This is a genomic window from Novosphingobium sp., from assembly GCF_032093395.1.
In the GTDB taxonomy this organism is placed as follows: Bacteria; Pseudomonadota; Alphaproteobacteria; order Sphingomonadales; family Sphingomonadaceae; genus Novosphingobium.
In genome coordinates this window covers 67539-85564 of record NZ_DAMDBA010000008.1, presented here as the reverse complement: position 1 = coordinate 85564, position 18026 = coordinate 67539, and the positions used below count along the sequence as shown (strand labels likewise).

The following is an 18026-nucleotide window of genomic DNA, read 5'->3' as shown; positions in this document are numbered from 1 at the left end:
TAGATCCATGCTCAGGCGGGCACTGCCGCCGCGATCTTGCAGCCGATGCTGCCATGTCCTTCGAAATGCGCCAGCACCGTCTGGCCCGGCACCACCGGATGGACCCCGGTTACGGCCCCGGTGGAAACCCAGGTGCCACCGGCGCAGTCGATCCCGCGTGAGGAAAGGTTCGCCAGCAGGAAGCGCACCGCGCCGAGCGGACCGTCCAGCATCGTCGCCGTGGTGGCCGATGCGATCTCGGCGCCGTCGATCTCGAAGCGGACGGAAATCGCGTTGAAATCCGCGCTTTCCCAGCCCTGCAAGACCGAACCGATCACCATGCCGGCATTGTTGCCGAAGTCCGAGATGGTCACCGGCGGCCCATCGGCATTGATGCCGGGATAAGGCGAACTGGCGACCTCGATACCGATATGAACGGCATCGAGCACTTTGCGGGTAGCGGCATCGTCCTGCGGCACCACGCCGTCCCACCCGGCAGCGACGTGCAGCAGGAACTCCGCTTCTCCGGCTGCAAATCCTTGGGCGAAGACCGGCATCTCAGGCGTTTCGCCCAAGCCTGCCGCGACCACGCTGTCCGCAAAGATCGGACCGGCCAGACGGTCGGCACCGAGGCGCTCATCGAGGGGCGCATTGATCCGGCCCACTTTCCACCCGGCAACCTCACGGCCATCCAGCGCGATGGCCAGATCCTGGATGTGATAAGCTGCGGCGAGATCGGCAGGCGCCTCGCCGGGATAAGCCGTCAATGCTCGCTTTTCGCGTCGCGCGGCCACGAAGGCCTCGGCCACCGTGCCGGCCTGTTCGTGGAAAGCCTGTTCGCTGGAACTCATCCCCATCCCTTCGTTATCGTGCTGGTTCGGTTAAAGGAAACCGGTGTCATTGGCAAATCAAAAGCGGCGGCGTTGATTCTGCAACGTGGTTTTGGGAGGTATTACGCCCGGTTTTCAGTGGAGGTTTTCAGCAGGACGACCAATCCCCGCCATCCGACCCGCGAAGATTCCGGCCGGTCCTCGATGAGAGATCAAGAGCGATGGTTTCGACGAAGATCGTCGGGCCGGAGTTGGGAAGAAATTCAGGACTTCCAAGCGCTGGAAACCGGTGTCATCTTGCCTTTGCCCGCGCATAAAGGCAAGCGACCCGGATCATCTCGGGCGCAATCGTTTAGCGCGCGCCAAAAGGGGCCAGAATGGCGGACGAAACCAGACGCGACAGCAAGCCGACGATCAACGATGTCGCGCGCCTTTCAGGCGTATCCAAGAAAACCGTCAGCCGCGTGATCAACAAGTCGCCCCTGCTCGGTCAGGCCACCCGCGAAAAAGTCGAGTCGGTGATTGCCGAAATCGGCTACGTGCCCAATCCGCAAGCGCGCGCGCTTGCCCTGCGCCGCAATTTCCTGATCGGCCTGATCCACGACAACCCCAATGCGCAGATGGTGCTGGGGGTTCAGGAAGGCATCCTCGAAGCCATCCGCGATACCGAGTTCGCCTTGGTCGTGCGGCCGGTAGACCGCCATTCGCCGACGATGCTGGAAGATATCCGCCGCTTCATCGACCAGCAGCGCCTCTATGGCGTCCTGCTGCTGCCGCCGATCTCCGAAAACGACGGGCTGGCGGCGGTCTGCCGGGAATTGGGCTGCACTCTCGTGCGCATGGGTTCGGCCCGGCTTGACGACGACCGCCACCTCGTCGCCTCGAACGACCGCCACGCGGTGAAGGAAGCGGTGTCCTGGCTAACCACGCTGGGCCACCGCCGGATCGGCTTCATCGCCGGGCCGGAGGGTTTTCGCTCGGCGCACGAACGGGAACTCGGCTTTATCGACGGGCTTGCCTCCGCCGGGCTGAAGCTGGACCCTCGACTGGCGACGCGCGGCAATTACCGTTTCGAATCGGGCCTGGCCGCCGGGGAACGATTGCTTTCGGCCGACCCTCGGCCCACGGCGATCTTCTCGAGCAACGACGAGATGGCTGCGGGCGTGCTCCACGCCGCTCGGGCCAAGGGCATTTCCGTGCCCGAACAACTCTCGATCATCGGCTTCGACGATACCGCCATCGCCGCGCATATCTGGCCCCCGCTGACGACCGTCCGCTGGCCGATCGTGCCGATGGCGACGGCCGCCGCACACAAGCTGATCGAGCCCGCGCATGCCGCAGACCAGCCCTCGCTCTTCCTGTCCGATCTGGTGCGCAGGGCCTCGGTGGCGCCGCCGCCCTCAGGGAACTGACCGAGGAACCGACGGCATCAAAAGGTCAATGACATTGACACCGGTTACCTAAACCGGATAAGACTTGACCCAAGGCGTAATAACGTCCCACCATACGGAACCGAATTCCAAAGGGAGAGTCCCCCGTGTTCTGCAAGACCTACCACGCCACCCATCCGGACATGATGGAGTGCGTCTCCAACGAGGAACTGCGTGACCGCTACCTGGTCGGCGGCATGTTCGAGGACGGCAAGGTCAGCCTCAATTACTCGCACAACGAGCGCTTCGTGATCGGCGGCGCGGTGCCTTCGCAGGGACCGCTCAAGCTGCCCGCGCAGACCGAGCCCAAGAGCGCCGAGGGCCATCCCTTCCTCGAACGCCGCGAAGCGGGCATCGTCAACATCGGCGGCCCCGGCGCGATCACGGTGGACGGCCAGCGCTTCGAGATGAAGAACAAGGAATGCCTCTACGTGCCGATGGGCTCGGGCGAGGTGATCTTCGAGGGTGAGACCGCCCGGTTCTACATCGCCTCGGTTCCCGCCCACAAGGCGCTGCCGATCAAGCACATCACTCTGGAGCAGGCCAATCCGCTGGCCCGCGGCGACCTCGCCAACTCGAACCAGCGCACGATCTACCAGCTCGTCATTCCCGGCGTCTGCGAGAGCGCGCAGCTACTGCTCGGCCTTACCGTGCTGGAAGAAGGCTCGGTGTGGAACACCATGCCGCCGCACCTCCACGACCGCCGCAGCGAGATCTACCTCTACTTCGACCTGCCCGAAGAGAACGACCGCATCTTCCACTACATGGGCGAGCCCGACCAGATGCGCCACATCGTGATCGCCAACGAAGAGGCAGTGATCAGCCCGCCGTGGTCGATCCACATGGGTTCGGGCACCAAGAAGTACGCCTTCATCTGGGCCATGGGCGGGGAAAACCTCGACTATACCGACATGAACGTGCTGGATATCTGCCAGCTTCAGTAAGGCAGGGCGACGGGCCCTCCCCTCGGCATCGTCATTGCGAGGAGCGCAGCGACGAAGCAATCCAGAGCCGCGCAAACCGCCCCTGGATTGCTTCGCTCTGCTCGCAATGACGAGGCGGGGAACGAAGTAGGGTTCAGGCAATGCCCGAACCAGCGACAAGATTGGGACAGGACTAGACCTATGGCGATTTCCTTCAGCCTTGAAGGCAAGGCCGCGCTCGTGACGGGCGCCAATACCGGGATCGGTCAGGCCATCGCCGTGGCACTCGCCGAAGCGGGCGCGGACGTGGCGCTCGCCGGCCGCAGCGAACCGGCCGAGACGATCGCGCTGATCGAGGCGACCGGCCGCAAGTGCGTGAACATCAGGGCCGACCTCTCCTCCATCGAACCCGTCGGCCGGGTGATCGACGAGGCGGTGGCCGGGCTCGGCAAAGTCGACATCCTCGTCAACAATGCCGGGATCATCCGCCGCGACGACCTGCTCCAGTTCTCCGAAGCGGACTGGGACGCAGTGATCGACACCAACCTCAAGACGCTGTTCTTCCTTAGCCAGGCGGCGGCGAAGGGCATGACCGAGCGCGGTGCGGGCAAGATCGTCAACATCGCCTCGCTGCTCACCTTCCAGGGCGGCATTCGCGTGCCCAGCTATGCGGCGGCGAAGTCGGGCGTGGGCGGGGTGACCAAGGCCATGGCCAACGAGCTGGCCCCCAGGGGCGTGCAGGTCAACGCCATCGCGCCGGGCTATATCTCCACCAACAACACCGCCGCGCTGCAAGGCGACGAGACGCGCAACCGTCAGATCCTGGAGCGCATCCCCACCGGCCGCTGGGGCGATCCCAAGGATATTGCCGGCGCCGCCGTATTCCTGGCTTCCCCGGCCTCCGACTATGTGACAGGACACGTCCTCGCCGTGGATGGCGGTTGGCTCGCACGCTGAGGAAAATCGATTACATGACCGGTCACGTTACCTGCTTCGGTGAAGTTCTGATCCGTTTCGCCACTCATGACGCGCGTCTGGTGGTGCAGTCGGATTCGCTCGACATGGTGGTGGGCGGCGCGGAAGCCAACGTCGCCTCGGGCCTCGCTTCGCTGGGCCATGAGGTCCGCATGGTCACGCGTCTGCCGGCCAACCCGCTGGGCGACAAGGCCCGCGCGGCGCTCGGCGCGGCGGGGGTCGGCCTTTCCGGCGTGACCACCGGACCGGGGCGCATGGGGCTCTACTTCCTGGAAACCGGTGCCGGGCTGCGGCCTTCCGCGATCACTTACGACCGCGCTGGCAGCGCCTTTGCCCAGTCCTCCGTGCAGGATTTCGACTTCGCCGCCGCGCTGCACGGCGCACGGCTGCTGCACCTTTCGGGCATCACGCCCGCGCTCGGGCCGGGCGGGGTGGCTCTGGCCAAGGCTGCCGTGCGCGCCGCGCAGGAAGCGGACGTGCCGATCTGCTTCGACGGCAATTACCGCGCGCTGCTCTGGGAAAGCTGGGACAGCAACCCGCGCGAGATCCTGACCGAACTGGTGTCCGCCGCCACGGTGATGATCGGCAACCATCGCGATATCTCGCTGCTGCTCGGCAAGGCCTTTTCCGGCGACGGCGAGGACCGCCGCCGTGAGGCCGCCGAAGCCGCCTTCGCTGCCTTCCCCAACCTCCAGGTCATTGCCTCGACGGCCCGCCATGTGGTCAACGCGGGCCATCACCGCATCGCCGCCCGCATCGACGGCCGCGATCATGCCGTGCAGACCGCCGAGGCCGAGGTAACCGGGATCGTCGATCGCATCGGCACCGGAGACGCTTTCGCCGCGGGCGTGCTGCACAAGTGGCTGGAAGGAGCGGACCTGTCGGCCATGGCCGATGCGGGGCTGGCCTACACGGTGCTCAAGCACTCGCTGCATGGCGACATGAGCTTGATCGGCAAGGCGGAACTGGAAGCGTTCTCGATCGCCGGGGGCGATGTGCGGCGTTGAGGGTGGAAGCATTGCAGAAATACGTCGTCCCGGACTTGATCCGGGACCGCTGCCCTAGCCGCGCCTTGTCCGCAGACTGGCGCCTAAAGAACTGACAGCGGTCCCGGATCAAGTCCGGGACGACGATCCGGGGGAGAGGAACCGCATGACAGCTACAAGCCTGACGCGCCGTACCTTCGTGAAATCCGCCGCGATCCTCGCGGCCACGCCCACCCCCATCCTCGCGCGGTCCCCCTCGGCCCCGATGGTCGGCCGCTACCGCGGCCTTACCGACCAAGGCGTGCTCGCCTTCAAAGGCATCCGCTACGGCCGCGCCGAACGCTTTGCCCCTGCCGTGGCCGAGCCCTGGACCGGCCCCGACGCGCAGGCACGCGCCTTCGGCCCGATCTGCCCCCAGCGCGGCCTCGACAGCGAGCCGCAGTCGGAAGACTGCCTCTTCCTCAACGTCTGGACGCCCGAAGCGAACCCGGCGGCAAAGCGCGCGGTCATGGTCTACTTCCACGGCGGCGCCTATACGACCGGCTCGGTCACCGATCCGCTCACCCACGGGGCAAGACTGGCCGCTCAGGGCGACGTGGTGGTGGTCACCGTCAATCACCGTCTCAACGCGCTGGGCTATGCCTGGCTCAAGCCTTTCGGCAACCGCTATGCGGACAGCGGCAACCTGGGCCAGCTAGACCTGATCCTTGCCTTGCGATGGGTGCGGGACCACATCGCCGCGTTCGGCGGCGATCCGGCGCGGGTGATGGTCTTCGGCCAGTCCGGCGGCGGCGCCAAGATCGCCACGCTCATGGCCATGCCTGCCGCGAAGGGGCTGTTCCACGCCGCCGCCACGATGAGCGGGCAGCAGGTGCAAGCGAGTGGCCCGATGCACGCCTGGGAACGCACGCAGGCACTGATGCGCGCCCTCAAGCTGGCGCCCGGCGATGTCGAAAGCCTGCGCACGATGCCCGTCGCGCGTCTGGTCGAGGGGCTGGCCGCCACCGATCCGGTAATGGGCAGCGGGCCGGTCTACTTCGGGCCGGTGCTCGACATGACCAACCTGCCGCGCCACCCGTTCTGGCCGGACACTGCGCCGCAGTCGCTTTCGGTGCCGATGATCCTCGGCAACACGCGCGAGGAAACCCGCGCCTTCCTCGATCCACGCGGCAGCAAGCTCAAGGGCCTGGACTGGAGCAACCTGGCGGAGCGCATGGGGCGGGAAATCAAGATCGACCTCGACCCGCAATGGGTCGTCGACCAGTACCGCACCCGCGAGCCCGGCTGGAGCGTGGAGCAGGTGTTCTATGCGGCCACCACGGCGGGCCGATCATGGCCGGGGCAAGTGATCGAGGCCGACGCGCGGGCGAAAGCCGGGGAAGCAGCTACCTGGGTCTACCAGCTCGAACGGCCCTCGCCCGTCGATCCCCTGCGCGGTGCGGCGCATACCGACGACATTCCCTATGTCTTCGGCACGCTCGACGCGCCGGGCAGCTTCTCGGGCACGGATACCGGAGCACGGGCGCTGAGCAAGGCGATGATGAGCGCCTTCACCGGGCTGGCGAAGACCGGAAAGCCCGGACTGGCAGACTGGACGAACTACGCCCTGCCTTCCCGCGCAACAATGGTGTTCGGCAACCACATCCGGATGGAGAACGACCCGCGCGGCTGGCAGCGCGAACTCTGGGCCAAGGCGCCCTACGTCCAGCCCGGCAGCTGATTTCAGCGCAGCAGCACCCAGACCAGCACGCCAAGCCCTGCCGCCTGCACCGCCACGATCGCGCGGAGCCGATTGACGAAGGGCTGCTTGCGGGTCTTGTGCCGCAGGACATGCCGGGCCAGCAGTGCGCCGGGCGAGCCGCCCGCCGCCGCGAAAGCCAGCAACCGTCGCTCCGGCACGCGCCGCCCGCCCGCCATCGCCCGGCCCTTGTCGAAAGCCATGGCGAAGAAGGCGGCGGCGTTGACGATGCCGAGATAGAGGGCGAGCAGCGCGGACATGTCCATGCCGCGCCCATCTCAGGTGCGCGCCCGCCCGTCTACCGTGGATGTCACCGCGTAATGCTAACGCGCGGACAGGAGACTGGCCCTATTGCAGCCAAGCTGTCATGATGCCGTGCAAGGGCGAAGCTTACGATGAGGCAGGTGTGAAGACCGAGGATATGCTGGACGTTAGCGAAACACCCAACCGGCGCGAAACCACCGAAGAACAGGGTTCCGGCCCGGTCGAAGATCTTTCCACCCAGCCCGCGCGGTTCTTCAACCGCGAGCTGAGTTGGCTCGCCTTCAACGAGCGGGTTCTCGCGGAAGCCACCAATCCGAACTACCCGCTGCTCGAACGGCTCCGTTTCCTGTCGATCTCCGGCAGCAACATCGACGAGTTCCTGATGGTGCGCGTCGCCGGCCTTGCCGGGCAGGTGCGCCGCCAGATCGAGGAAATCTCGATCGACGGCCTCACCCCCTCGCAGGCGATCGCCTCCACACATGAAAAAGTGTTCCAGCTCGAACAGGTCCAACAGGAAATCTGGAAGGATCTCAAGGTCGAGCTGGCCGGCGCCGGCATTCGCGTAGTGGGCGATGAGCGGCTGGACGGCGATCGCGAGGCCTGGCTGCGCAATTATTTCCTCGAACACGTCATGCCGGTGATCACCCCGCAGGCGATCGACCCCGCGCACCCGTTCCCCTTCGTGGCGAACCAGGGCATCGGCGTGCTCTTCGCGCTGACCCGCCTGGCCGACGATGCGCCGGTCATGGAGATGGTTCTCATCCCCGCCCCGCTGCCGCGCTTCGTGCGGATCGCCGGCGAGGAAGCGGCCTGGATCTCGATCGAGGACCTGATCTGCCGCAACGCGGACGAACTGTTCCCCGGCTTCCGGGTCAACGGCCACGGCGTGTTCCGCATCCTGCGCGACAGCGACATCGAGATCGAGGAAGATGCCGAAGACCTGGTGCGCTATTACCGCACCGCGATCCAGCGGCGCCGTCGCGGCCTGGTCATCGTGCTCCAGCTTCAGGGCGCCTTCGATCCCTCGGCGGAGGAGCTGCTGCGCAACCAGCTGGGCCTGGACAAGGCGCTGATCATGAAGACGGAGGGCCTGATCGGCTTCTCCGGGCTTTCCGCGATCTGCGACGAGGATCGCCCCGAACTCAAGTTCGAGCCCTACACGCCGCGCTACCCCGAACGCATTCTGGAGCATGACGGCGACATCTTCGCCGCCATCCGCGAGAAGGACATCGTCGTCCAGCACCCTTACGAAAGCTTCGAGGTGGTGATCGACTTCCTGCGCCAGGCCGCGCGAGACCCCGACGTGATCGCGATCAAGCAGACGCTCTACCGCGCCGGCAAGCAGTCCGCGATCATCTCCGCGCTGATCTACGCCGCCGAACAGGGCAAGTCGGTGACGGCCGTGGTCGAGCTGAAAGCCCGCTTCGACGAGGAGCAGAACCTGCTCTGGGCCAGCCAGCTCGAACGCGCCGGCGTTCAGGTGATCTACGGCTTCGTGGACTGGAAGACCCACGCGAAGACCTCGATGATCGTGCGCCGCGAAGGCGAGAGCTACCGCACTTACTGCCACTTCGGCACGGGCAATTACCACCCGATCACCGCGCGCATCTACACCGACCTGTCGTATTTCACCGCCGATCCGGCGATCGGACGCGACGTTGGCCGGCTGTTCAACTTCATCACCGGCTACGTCGAACCCAAAGTAACGGAATGCCTGTCGATCTCCCCGATCTCGCTGCGATCGACGATCTATGAAGGTATCGACGGAGAGATCGAGAACGCCCGCAAGGGCAAGCCCGCCGCGATCTGGGCCAAGCTCAATTCGCTTACCGATCCCGATCTGATCGACCGCCTCTATGCCGCCAGCCGGGCGGGCGTGGACATCGACCTGGTGGTGCGCGGCATCTGCTGCCTGCGGCCGGGGATCGAGGGGCTTTCGGAAAACATCGCGGTCAAGTCGATCATCGGCCGCTTCCTCGAACACTGCCGCATCTGGGCCTTCGCCAACGGTGAGGAACTGCCCAACCGCCGCGCCAAGGTCTACATCACTTCGGCCGACGCGATGAGCCGCAACCTCGATCGCCGCGTCGAGGTGATGGTGCCGATCACCAACAAGACCGTGCACGATCAGGTGCTGGACCAGGTCATGCTGGCCAATCTGCTGGACACCGAACAGTCGTGGATATGCCATCCGGACGGCAGCTACGATCGTATCGGAGAAGTGGACAACCCCTTCAATCTGCACCGCTATTTCATGACCAACCCGTCGCTTTCGGGACGCGGCGCGTCGCTTGCCAGTGGACGAAAGGTGCCAAAGCTCTCGCTAAGGCGCGGCAACATCTGACATAGGGGGCGCAGGCTGCCCGCTCTTGGGCGATTCGTCTGAACGGAATGATCGGCATAAGCCAAAGCAGCGATAAGCGCGCTATTATCGATATCGGGTCGAATACCGTGCGCATGGTGGTCTACAACGGGCCGCCCCGCGCGCCGGTCGTCATCCTGAACGAGAAAGTCAACGCGCGGCTGGGTCGCGATCTCGGCAAGACCGGGGCGATCAACGAAAAGTCGATGAAGGCCGCGCTGGTGGCCCTGGCCCGTTTCGCGGGCCTACTGCGCCTGCTCGACGTTCGGGACGTGGAGTGCGTGGCCACTGCCGCCGCGCGCGATGCTTCCAACGGCCAGGTCTTCCTCGATGCCGTCCGCCAGTTCGGCCTGTCGCCCCGCCTGCTCTCGGGTGAGGAAGAGGCCCGCGCCAGCGCCACCGGCGTGATCGCGGCTTTCCCCGGTGCCCATGGCATTGCCGCCGACCTCGGCGGCGGCAGCCTCGAACTCGTCGAGATCGCCGATGGCCGCAGCACGGGCGGCATCACCCTGCCACTCGGCACGCTGCGCCTGCCCGACTTGCGCGCCCAAGGCGACGCACGGTTCTCCGAAACGGTGCGGAAGGGCCTGGAAAAGGCGAGTTGGGACCAGACCGGTATCGCTAAGGGACGCGGCCAGCCGCTCTACATCGTCGGCGGCTCGTGGCGCGCCCTCGCGCTTCAGGCCATGCGCGCGCTCGATTTCCCGGTGGACGATCCTCACGGCTTCGAACTGCCCGCATCGGAAGCGCTGCGCCTTGCGCGAATTTTCGTCAAGGGCAAGCTCAACGACGTCGATCCGCGCATCTCCGCCAGCCGCCTTGCCAGCCTGCCCGACGCCGCCGCGCTGATGGTGGAAGTGATCGCGCAGCTGAAGCCTTCGAAGCTGGTGTTCTCTTCCTGGGGCCTGCGAGAGGGACTGCTGCACGCGCAGCTTCCCGCCGAAATCCAGGCGCAGGATCCGATGCTGGCCAGCGTCGCGGCCTTCTCCGCCGCCGCGCGCGTCACCGCCGAAGACGCGATGGCCGTGGCGCGCTGGACCGCGCCGGTCTGCCGCGAAGAGCCTCAGGACCGCCAGCTTCGCCAGGCCTGCGGCCTGCTGGCCCTCGCCGCCATGCGCACCGAGCCGAACCTGCGCACCGAGGAGGCCATGACCTGGGCCTTGCGCAAGCGCTGGATCGGCCTCGACATGCACGGGCGCGGCATGATGGCGATGACCGTCTTCGCCAATTCCGGCCAGACCGAAGTGCCAGAGCAGTTCACCCGCCTCGCCTCCCAGGAAGACCTCGACCGCGCGATCGGCTGGGGCCTTGCGGTGCGCCTGTGCCGCCGCCTGACCGGCTGCTCGGCCCACGGCCTGGCGCGCAGCTCCATCCGCGCCGAGGGTGGCAAGCTGATCCTCACCCTCGATCCTTCGATGCGCCCGCTCTACAGTCCCGGCGTCGCCAAGGACCACAAGGCCCTGGCCGACTGGCTGGGGCTGGGCTACGCGGTGTGCGATCCGAATGGGGTGGCGCTGGCGGATTGAGCGGGTGGTCGGGCTGACGTTTGCGCACAAGGCGGCGTAGTGGCGAGAGCCCCTCTCACCGTCAGGAATGGATCGCATCAAACACCCACGTCATCCTGAACTTGTTTCAGGATCCATCTTGCCGATCAGGCTGCCGTTGATGATCAGAAATGGATCCTGAAACAAGTTCAGGATGACGGTGGGTTTTGGTGCAGCGACGGGTGGTGGGGCGAGCAGCTTGCAGGGCGGCCTACACCCCACCCGCGCGCCACTACCCGACCAGCGTCGCGCTCTCGGCAATCGCGGAGATGCCGCGCTTGCCACCCTGTCGGTCCAGCTGCACCACGATGTCGATCACCGAGGCCGCATATTCCAGCGTCTCGGCACGGGTAAGGCCGATGCCGGTCTGCATCGACATCAGCGCGATCTGTTCGAGCGCGCCGCGCGGGGTGTTTGCGTGGACGGTCGAGAACGAGCCCGGATGCCCGGTATTGATCGCGCGCAGGAACGAGACGGTCTCGCTGCCACGCAGCTCGCCCAGCACGATGCGGTCGGGGCGCAGGCGTAGCGCGGCCTGAAGCAGGTCGTTGGCCGAAACCTTGGCCTCGCCCAGTTCGCCCTTCACCGCGATCAGGCCGACGCCGTTGGCGCCCGGCAGGCGCAGTTCGGCGGTATCCTCGACGAGGACGACGCGCTCATGGTCCGGTATCTCGGAAAGCATGGCGTTGAGGAAGGTGGTCTTGCCGGTCGACGTGCCGCCCGAGATCAGGATCGTGCGGCGACGGCGGATGGCATCCCGCAGGAAGGCGATCGGCTCGGCCATGGGATCGGGCGTCGGTTCCTCGGCGGGAACGGCGATGGGGCCACGATCGTAAGCGTCCAGCGGCAGTTCCAGCAGGCGATGGCGGCGGATCGCCATCGCCCAGTTGGCACGCGTCGCGGGCGGGCCGACCAGCTGGATACGCGCGCCGCTCTGGTTGCCGTAGCCGGGGAGCGTGGCGGAGAGCAACGGATGTTCGCGGTTGATGCCCTGATGGCTGATCCGCGCGACCTGCTCGGCAAGGCGCTGGAGCAGGCGGTTATCCATCTCGGGAAGCATGATGTGCTGCATGCCGGGATGGGCGGCGTCTTCCACCCAGATCTCGCCGGGACGGTTGACCAGGATTTCGGTAACGCTCTCGCGGTCCAGCCACGGCCGCAGGGGCGCGAGATAGGCGTCGAGATAGACGGAGCGCGCAGCCGCCAGCGCGGGCGGCGCGTCAGACACGGGCGCGGGGCCTTGCAGAGTCAGGATATCGGCCATCGTTCGTCACTGGACCTGGCTGAAATCGAGATCCTTGGCGGTGAACACCCGGATCGGCTCGCCCTGACGGACGCGAATGGTCGGGCCGACGCTGCCGCTCTGCTGGACTGCCGCCGCCGCTGCCGACTGCCCGCCGCCAATCACCACGCTGGAGCCGCTGGTGGCCAGGGTCGAAAGCCCGCCGACCACCGAAAGCAGCATGGCCGAACCGAAGCGCTCGAAGAAGTGGCTGTTGACCTTGCCGGACAGGCCGGTTTCGCCGCCGAAGGCGATGGCGGGCGAGCCAAGGTTCACCGAAACGCCGTCCGGGCGGATCAGGCGGCTCCAGATCACATAGGCGCGCTTCTGGCCGGCGGTGAGGCCGCTCTTGTACTGGCCGATCAGGCGCGAGGAGCGCGGGACGAGCGTGCGCTTGCCGTCGAAGCTGCGCACGTCGGCCGAGACGATGGCGCGGACATAGCCCGGCACGTCGGTATCGATCGCGGTTTCCAGCACGGCGGGGATCAGCGTGCCCTGCGTCACCGTGGTCGCCGGATCGAAGGTGCGCGCGGCGGCGGCGGTGCTGCCGGTGCCGCCGATGCGGGCGGCGAAATCGTCGTTGGCGTTGCCGCCCTTGGCTTCACCGGCCGCCCCTACGGCAGGGATCGTCACGGCATTGCCGCCCGCGTCGAAGACGACGGTGGGATTGGCGAAAGGATTGGCCTCCGGCGCGGGGGCTGCACCGGGTGCGGCGGCGAGCACCGGCGCGGGGGCGGGAGCGGGCAGCGGTGCGGGCGTCTGTTGGGGCTGCGGCACGGCCGCCACCGGGCCCGGGACGGCGGGTGCGGGCGCGGCTGGCTGCGGCGCGGCGGCTTGCGGCTGCGCGGCGGGGCCGTTGCGCACCGAATCCATCGACCACAAGGTCAGCCCGCCCAGCGCGGCCACGATCAGGACGCCGGCGGCAAGGCCCAAGCCGTCGGCCTTCTTGCGCTGGCTGACCTGCGGCATGACGTTGCGGGTGGCAAGATCGATGACCTGCGCACCTTCGCCATCACGCGGATCGGTGGCCTCGGCACTGCCGAACTTTTCGCGCAGAGTGGAATTGGGCGCCATGGATCAGTTCCCCTGAGGATTCGGGCCGTTGGCCGGAGCGGCGGTGGCGACGGCGGTCGTCGCGGGGTTCGGCGTGATCTTTGCCGAAGCAGCCGGAGCCGGAGCGGCTACCGGAGCGACGGGCGGCCGCGAGGCCACCGGACGTGCATTGACCAGTTCGGCGCTGGCCTTGCCCGAACGCAGGATGATGTTGTCCGGCACGTCGTCGATCACGATCATCGCGCCGCGCACGGCATAGTTCACCGGGCCTTCGTCACCCTTCTCGTTGGTGATGAGGATCGCGGGAACCGAAGTCTTCTCGGGCCACAACAGATACGTGGAACTGCCGTCGTCGTAGACGCGGGTGGGCAGCAGTTTGGCCGTTCCCACACGCTTCCATTCGAAATTGAGCGCGGCCGGGTCGGTCGGCAGGGCGGCGGGATCGCCGGCGGCCAGCGCCTGTTCGTCGGGATCCAGCCCCGCCACTTGCGGCGCCCCGGGCGTTCCCGGCAGGCTCTCGGCAGGCTCGTCCTTGTAGGTGAAGCGCAGCATGTAGAGCGGGCGCGACTTGGGCGAGGCCACGAGGTCGAAGAAGTAGGTATGGCGGTTGGTCACTACCGTCATGTTCGTGCGCGCGCTGGCCTCCAGCGGCTTGACGAACAGCAGGTCTGCCCGCTTGTTCGGCGTGATCTGCCAGGCCTGCGAATTGCCGACCGCAACGTTCTCGATCGCCTCGTTCTTGCCGAAGGCGATGGTCGCCTGAACGCCGGTTCGTCCGTCGATCCGAACCACTTCGTTATCGGCATAGGCGTGCTGGACCAGACGGTCGTCCGCCCGCGCAACGGATGCGCCAAGAGGTGCCATCGCGATCAGGACGGCGGTCGCGGCCAGGGCGCGGGCCTTGGTGCGGATCATTTGAATGTCTCCCCGGCCGCCGCGCGGCCCGTATTGCCAGATGCCTTGGTTTTTGCAGCGCCGTCGTTCGAGGCGCGGAAGCGGCTGCCGATACCGCGCGTGCGCGAGGCCTGACTGGCGCCCATCGCCTCGATACCGCCGCCCGAGATTTGCGTGATAACGGTGCGCCTGTCGCCCCCCTGCCCGCCGGAGCCCTGCTCCGCCGCCGGGGCGGAAACCATGGCGGCGGCGCTGGCGGCCGATACCGCCGGCGTGCGCGAAGCGGTAGCGGCCGGTACGAAAGGCGCTACCTGTCCGGTGGCGGCTGAAACCGGCGCCGGAGGTGCCGCGCTTTCGCGTCCGCCGCGCGAGGGTTCGCTGCGTGCCAGCCCGAAGACCTGCCAGCCCGATACCAGCGTGCCCGCCACCTTGAGCACCATGCCCATCAGCGCGAGGTGGACCGCCGCGACCACGAACAGCGCCATGGCGGCGCGTCCGTCGATCTCACCCAGTTGCGCGCCCTGCACCAGCGCCGAGACGATCGGCACCAGCAGTTCCAGCGTGATGCCGCCGCCGAGCACGACGAAGAGCGGTGTGGTCGCGGTCAGCACCACGCCGCGCAGCCACCCGGCAGTGAGGCCGCGCGTGCCGCCGAACAGCGCCATGACCACGAAGATCGGGCCGAGCGCAAGCAGGATGGCCAGCGCGATACGCGCCGTCAGCAGCACGCCCACGGTGCCGAGCAGCAGCATCAGCGCGCCCATCCACATCACGCTGTCGGGCGAGAACAGTCCCGCCGCGCCGCCGCCGGGCATGGCAGCCTTGGCGGGCGCGGCGCCCTCGGCTGCGCCTTGGGCCGCCTCACCTCCCGCTTGGCCCGCATTCTGCGAGGCTTCGGCAATGGCATTGAACACCACGTCGATCCGGTCACCGAAGATCTGCGTGGCCGATCCCCTGGCACCCATCAGCTGCGAGGCGATCCAGTCCGGCCCGCCCACCGCAAGGTTCCAGACCACGCCCTGATAGGCGATCCAGCTCGTTGCGAATGTGAGCACCAGGCCGAGCGTCAGCATGCGCGGCGTCAAGGCCGAGATGCCGAGGCTGGAGCGGCCGGTCAGCAGCGAGATCGCGAAAAAGGCAATGTAGAGCGTGAGCAGGATGGTCAGCACCGGGGCCATGGCCCCCTCGGCGCCGAACAGGCGGCCGAAGGCGGCAGATGCCATCTCGTTGGCCACGCAATCGACCGCGCGCAGTGCCGGAGAGACCCCGGCGCTGGCGACTTCGGTAAGCTGTTCGCAGGCGCTGCTCATCGCGCCTACTCCGCCGCCTCGATCCAGGCGGCGTCTTCGTCACCTTCACCCGGCCACTGGAAGCCCGTGAGCAGCGGATACCAGGCCGAGGGGTCGTCGCCGTAGCGCTCGCGCAGCTGGTCGAGCTTGCGCACGGTGCTTTCGCGGCCGGACAGTACGGTCAAAACTTCGGGCATGCCCGAAAGGTCGAGCCTTACGACCGCCGAGGCGTCGGACTGGCGAACCAAGAAGCACCGCGACTGGGCGGGCAGGGTCTTGATGACGTCAAGCTCGTGCTGCGAGAGGCCGAAGCCCTCGCAGTAATCCTCGTAGCGGGCGCGGGCGTTGGGCATGAACACCATCGTCGCGGTCTGTTCGACCAGGGCGGTGGCGATCTTGCTGTCCAAAGCATCGCGCGCCGACTGGGTAGCGAAGCCCACCAGCGCGTTGCGCTTGCGCAGCGTCTTCAACCAGTCGCGGATGCGCGCCGCGAAGACTTCGTCGTCGAGCGCCTTCCAGCCCTCGTCGATGAGGATCATCGTCGGCTCGCCGTCGAGGCGTTCGTCGATGCGGTGGAACAGGTACATCATGACCGGCGTGCGCAGGCGCGGGCTTTCCAGCAGCGCGGTCATGTCGAAGCCGAGCACGCGGGCCGAGAGGTCGAGCCGGTCGTACTGGTTGTCGAACAGCCAGCCATGCTCGCCACCCTGAATCCAGGCGTCGAGGCGGCTGGCGAGGTCACCCGGTTCCGGGCGGCGCGCGCCTGCCAGCAGTTCGCGGAAGTGGGAGAGGCGGCGCAGCGAGGGATCGTTGTGGTACGCCGCATCCACGGCGCCCGCGATCGTCGAGAGTTCCTCCGGCCCCTTGGCTTCCAGCAGCACGCCCAGCCAGTCGCGCAGAAAGGCGCGGTTGGCGGCGGTGTCGGGCAGCGAGAGCGGGTTGAAGCCGGTGGGATGCCCGGCGGCGACGCGGCTGTAAGTGCCGCCGATGCCGCGCAGGAACACTTCCGCGCCGCGATCCTTGTCGAACAGCACGGTGCGGGGCGCGAACTTCTGCGCCTGGGCGGCAAGGAAGTTCATGACCACCGTCTTGCCGGAACCCGACGGTCCGATGACGGTGAAATTACCGAGGTCGCCCTGATGGAAGTTGAAGAAGAACGGCGTCGAGCTGGTGGTGGAGAGCAGCGTGACCGCATCACCCCAGTGGTTGCCGCTCGCCTGTCCCATCGCGAAGCCGTGGAGCGAGCCGAAGCAGGCCATGTTGGCGCTGGAAATCAGCGCGCGGCGGACGATGAAGGCCTCGTTTCCGGGGAGCTGGCCCCAGAACGCCGGCTCCATGTTGACGTCCTCGCGCACGGCCACCGCACCGGCATCGGCCAGCGAGGCGGCGCACATCGCCGTCACTTCGTCGAGTGCGTCGAGCGTATCGGCACGCACCAGCACCGAGAGATGGTGGTCCCCGAAACCGACCGCGCCGGTGCCCAGCGAATCGCGGGCAGAGGACATTTCCCGGCGTTCGGCCATGGCTTCCTCGTCCGCCGAGCGCAGGCGGCGGATGGCAAGGTCTATCCGCTCGCGGGCGATCTGCCGGTCCGACGGCGCATAAGTTTCGGTCAGCACCAGTTCGCAGGGCAACCGCAGCAAGGGGTCGGTCAGGCCCGGCGCCGTGCTGTCCGGATAGTCCTTCAGGCTGACCATCGAGCCGAACGAGGCACTGGCGGCGCCGCGCAGTTCGAGCGCGTCCATACCGAAATTGATGCGGCGATAGGCCAGCATGTGGCCGATATCGGTGCCTTCCACCGGCTTGCGCACCGGGCGCATCTCGCCGTTGTAGAGCGCCGAAAGCAGTTCCAGCACTTCCGAGCACTGCCCCGCCTGCCCTTCGTAGTCGCCGAGCAGGCGCGCGCCATAAGCGCCGAGCGAGGCGACCATGGCCGAGGCGGCGGCGCGGAGCGAGCGGACATCGCCGGCGTCGGCCTCGGCCGGGGCCTGGCCCTTGTTGCGCAGCAGGCGCGAAAGCTTGTCCGGCCAACCCGCCTTGCCGCGCGCGGGGCGGCGCACCAGGGTGATAAACTGGTCGTTGACGAAGAGCGCGCCCGAACCGGTGCGTGCCCGCCAGCGGGCGTCGATATGGGCCGCGAGCGGATCCTCGAACCGGCCATCCATGGCGATCTGCACGCGGCGGCGGATAACGTGATGGTACAGCACGAAGCGCGCGTCGAGCGAGGAACGCAGCAGCACTTCGCGCGTGGCGACGTGGGCGTTCAATTCCTCGCTATCGGCGGTTTCAAAGGCGAAGCCCGGCACCATCAGCGAGAGCATGACCGAACCATCGCGCAGCAGCACGACGTTTTCGTCCACCAATGCCTGATAGGGCAGCCGGTCGCCGACCAGCGTTTCCTTGGCGGCCCAACCGCCAAGAGCGCCCTTGAGGGCCGATTTCTTGCTCTTGGACATCGTCATTTCCCCCGCGTCCCC

14 protein-coding genes are annotated in these 18026 nt (G+C 67.0%); 7 read left to right on the top strand and 7 right to left on the bottom strand.

Annotated features, from left to right (window positions below; translation table 11 throughout):
• Window positions 1-11: 11 nt before the first annotated feature.
• Window positions 12-830 carry a 2-keto-4-pentenoate hydratase gene (locus tag RT424_RS04875; RefSeq protein ID WP_313434856.1) on the bottom strand — a complete coding sequence of 273 codons (819 nt, stop codon included), beginning with the start codon at window positions 828-830 and terminating at the stop codon, window positions 12-14.
• Window positions 831-1186: 356 nt separating this feature from the next.
• Here RT424_RS04875 and RT424_RS04870 point away from each other — a divergent pair, with 356 nt between their 5' ends.
• From RT424_RS04870 to RT424_RS04850, 5 genes are all read left to right on the top strand, one after another.
• Complete coding sequence (locus RT424_RS04870; RefSeq protein WP_313434854.1) at window positions 1187-2221, top strand: LacI family DNA-binding transcriptional regulator; 1035 nt, start codon at window positions 1187-1189, stop codon at window positions 2219-2221.
• Window positions 2222-2346: 125 nt separating this feature from the next.
• The gene (gene kduI / locus RT424_RS04865) at window positions 2347-3183 is read left to right on the top strand and encodes a 5-dehydro-4-deoxy-D-glucuronate isomerase (protein ID WP_313434852.1); all 837 of its coding nucleotides are present in this window, start codon (window positions 2347-2349) and stop codon (window positions 3181-3183) included.
• A 180-nt stretch (window positions 3184-3363) separates the two neighbouring features.
• A complete protein-coding gene (kduD, locus tag RT424_RS04860) occupies window positions 3364-4119 on the top strand; it encodes a 2-dehydro-3-deoxy-D-gluconate 5-dehydrogenase KduD (protein ID WP_313434850.1) in 756 nt (251 codons plus the stop codon).
• Between the two features lie 14 nt (window positions 4120-4133).
• Window positions 4134-5144, top strand: coding sequence for a sugar kinase (locus RT424_RS04855; protein ID WP_313434848.1), 1011 nt, complete (start codon window positions 4134-4136; stop codon window positions 5142-5144).
• 145 nt (window positions 5145-5289) lie between these two features.
• Window positions 5290-6843 carry a carboxylesterase family protein gene (locus RT424_RS04850; RefSeq protein WP_313434846.1) on the top strand — a complete coding sequence of 518 codons (1554 nt, stop codon included), beginning with the start codon at window positions 5290-5292 and terminating at the stop codon, window positions 6841-6843.
• Between the two features lie 2 nt (window positions 6844-6845).
• Here RT424_RS04850 and RT424_RS04845 read toward each other — a convergent pair whose 3' ends face one another.
• Window positions 6846-7121, bottom strand: coding sequence for a DUF1294 domain-containing protein (locus tag RT424_RS04845; protein WP_313434844.1), 276 nt, complete (start codon window positions 7119-7121; stop codon window positions 6846-6848).
• Between the two features lie 107 nt (window positions 7122-7228).
• Here RT424_RS04845 and RT424_RS04840 point away from each other — a divergent pair, with 107 nt between their 5' ends.
• Both RT424_RS04840 and RT424_RS04835 read left to right on the top strand, forming a co-directional pair.
• Complete coding sequence (locus RT424_RS04840) at window positions 7229-9469, top strand: RNA degradosome polyphosphate kinase (RefSeq protein ID WP_313434842.1); 2241 nt, start codon at window positions 7229-7231, stop codon at window positions 9467-9469.
• 47 nt (window positions 9470-9516) lie between these two features.
• Window positions 9517-11013, top strand: coding sequence for a Ppx/GppA family phosphatase (locus tag RT424_RS04835; RefSeq protein WP_313434840.1), 1497 nt, complete (start codon window positions 9517-9519; stop codon window positions 11011-11013).
• Window positions 11014-11263: 250 nt separating this feature from the next.
• On the opposite strand, the gene virB11 is transcribed toward RT424_RS04835, so the two are convergent.
• Genes virB11 through RT424_RS04810 form a run of 5 tightly spaced genes read right to left on the bottom strand, consistent with a single transcriptional unit; the run spans window position 11264 to window position 18005 of the window.
• Window positions 11264-12295, bottom strand: coding sequence for a P-type DNA transfer ATPase VirB11 (virB11, locus tag RT424_RS04830; protein WP_313434838.1), 1032 nt, complete (start codon window positions 12293-12295; stop codon window positions 11264-11266).
• 6 nt (window positions 12296-12301) lie between these two features.
• Window positions 12302-13387 carry a TrbI/VirB10 family protein gene (locus RT424_RS04825; RefSeq protein WP_313434836.1) on the bottom strand — a complete coding sequence of 362 codons (1086 nt, stop codon included), beginning with the start codon at window positions 13385-13387 and terminating at the stop codon, window positions 12302-12304.
• Between the two features lie 3 nt (window positions 13388-13390).
• Window positions 13391-14281 carry a TrbG/VirB9 family P-type conjugative transfer protein gene (locus RT424_RS04820; RefSeq protein WP_313434834.1) on the bottom strand — a complete coding sequence of 297 codons (891 nt, stop codon included), beginning with the start codon at window positions 14279-14281 and terminating at the stop codon, window positions 13391-13393.
• Window positions 14278-15570 (bottom strand): type IV secretion system protein, encoded by a 1293-nt coding sequence (locus tag RT424_RS04815; protein ID WP_313434832.1) that lies wholly within the window; start codon window positions 15568-15570, stop codon window positions 14278-14280. Before RT424_RS04815 ends, RT424_RS04820 begins: the two co-directional genes overlap by 4 nt.
• Window positions 15571-15575: 5 nt before the next feature.
• A complete protein-coding gene (locus RT424_RS04810; RefSeq protein ID WP_313434830.1) occupies window positions 15576-18005 on the bottom strand; it encodes a VirB4 family type IV secretion/conjugal transfer ATPase in 2430 nt (809 codons plus the stop codon).
• Window positions 18006-18026 lie beyond the last annotated feature (21 nt).

Excerpts from the sequence above, each read along its gene's own strand:
- RT424_RS04810 (WP_313434830.1), bottom strand. The coding sequence starts at position 18,005 with ATGTCCAAGAGCAAGAAATCGGCCCTCAAGGGCGCTCTTGGCGGTTGG.
- RT424_RS04845 (WP_313434844.1), bottom strand. The coding sequence starts at position 7,121 with ATGTCCGCGCTGCTCGCCCTCTATCTCGGCATCGTCAACGCCGCCGCC.
- RT424_RS04840 (WP_313434842.1), top strand. The coding sequence starts at position 7,229 with ATGATGCCGTGCAAGGGCGAAGCTTACGATGAGGCAGGTGTGAAGACC.
- RT424_RS04820 (WP_313434834.1), bottom strand. The coding sequence starts at position 14,281 with ATGATCCGCACCAAGGCCCGCGCCCTGGCCGCGACCGCCGTCCTGATC.
- RT424_RS04855 (WP_313434848.1), top strand. The coding sequence starts at position 4,134 with ATGACCGGTCACGTTACCTGCTTCGGTGAAGTTCTGATCCGTTTCGCC.
- virB11 (WP_313434838.1), bottom strand. The coding sequence starts at position 12,295 with ATGGCCGATATCCTGACTCTGCAAGGCCCCGCGCCCGTGTCTGACGCG.
- RT424_RS04825 (WP_313434836.1), bottom strand. The coding sequence starts at position 13,387 with ATGGCGCCCAATTCCACTCTGCGCGAAAAGTTCGGCAGTGCCGAGGCC.
- kduD (WP_313434850.1), top strand. The coding sequence starts at position 3,364 with ATGGCGATTTCCTTCAGCCTTGAAGGCAAGGCCGCGCTCGTGACGGGC.
- RT424_RS04850 (WP_313434846.1), top strand. The coding sequence starts at position 5,290 with ATGACAGCTACAAGCCTGACGCGCCGTACCTTCGTGAAATCCGCCGCG.
- RT424_RS04835 (WP_313434840.1), top strand. The coding sequence starts at position 9,517 with ATGATCGGCATAAGCCAAAGCAGCGATAAGCGCGCTATTATCGATATC.
- RT424_RS04870 (WP_313434854.1), top strand. The coding sequence starts at position 1,187 with ATGGCGGACGAAACCAGACGCGACAGCAAGCCGACGATCAACGATGTC.
- RT424_RS04815 (WP_313434832.1), bottom strand. The coding sequence starts at position 15,570 with ATGAGCAGCGCCTGCGAACAGCTTACCGAAGTCGCCAGCGCCGGGGTC.
- RT424_RS04875 (WP_313434856.1), bottom strand. The coding sequence starts at position 830 with ATGAGTTCCAGCGAACAGGCTTTCCACGAACAGGCCGGCACGGTGGCC.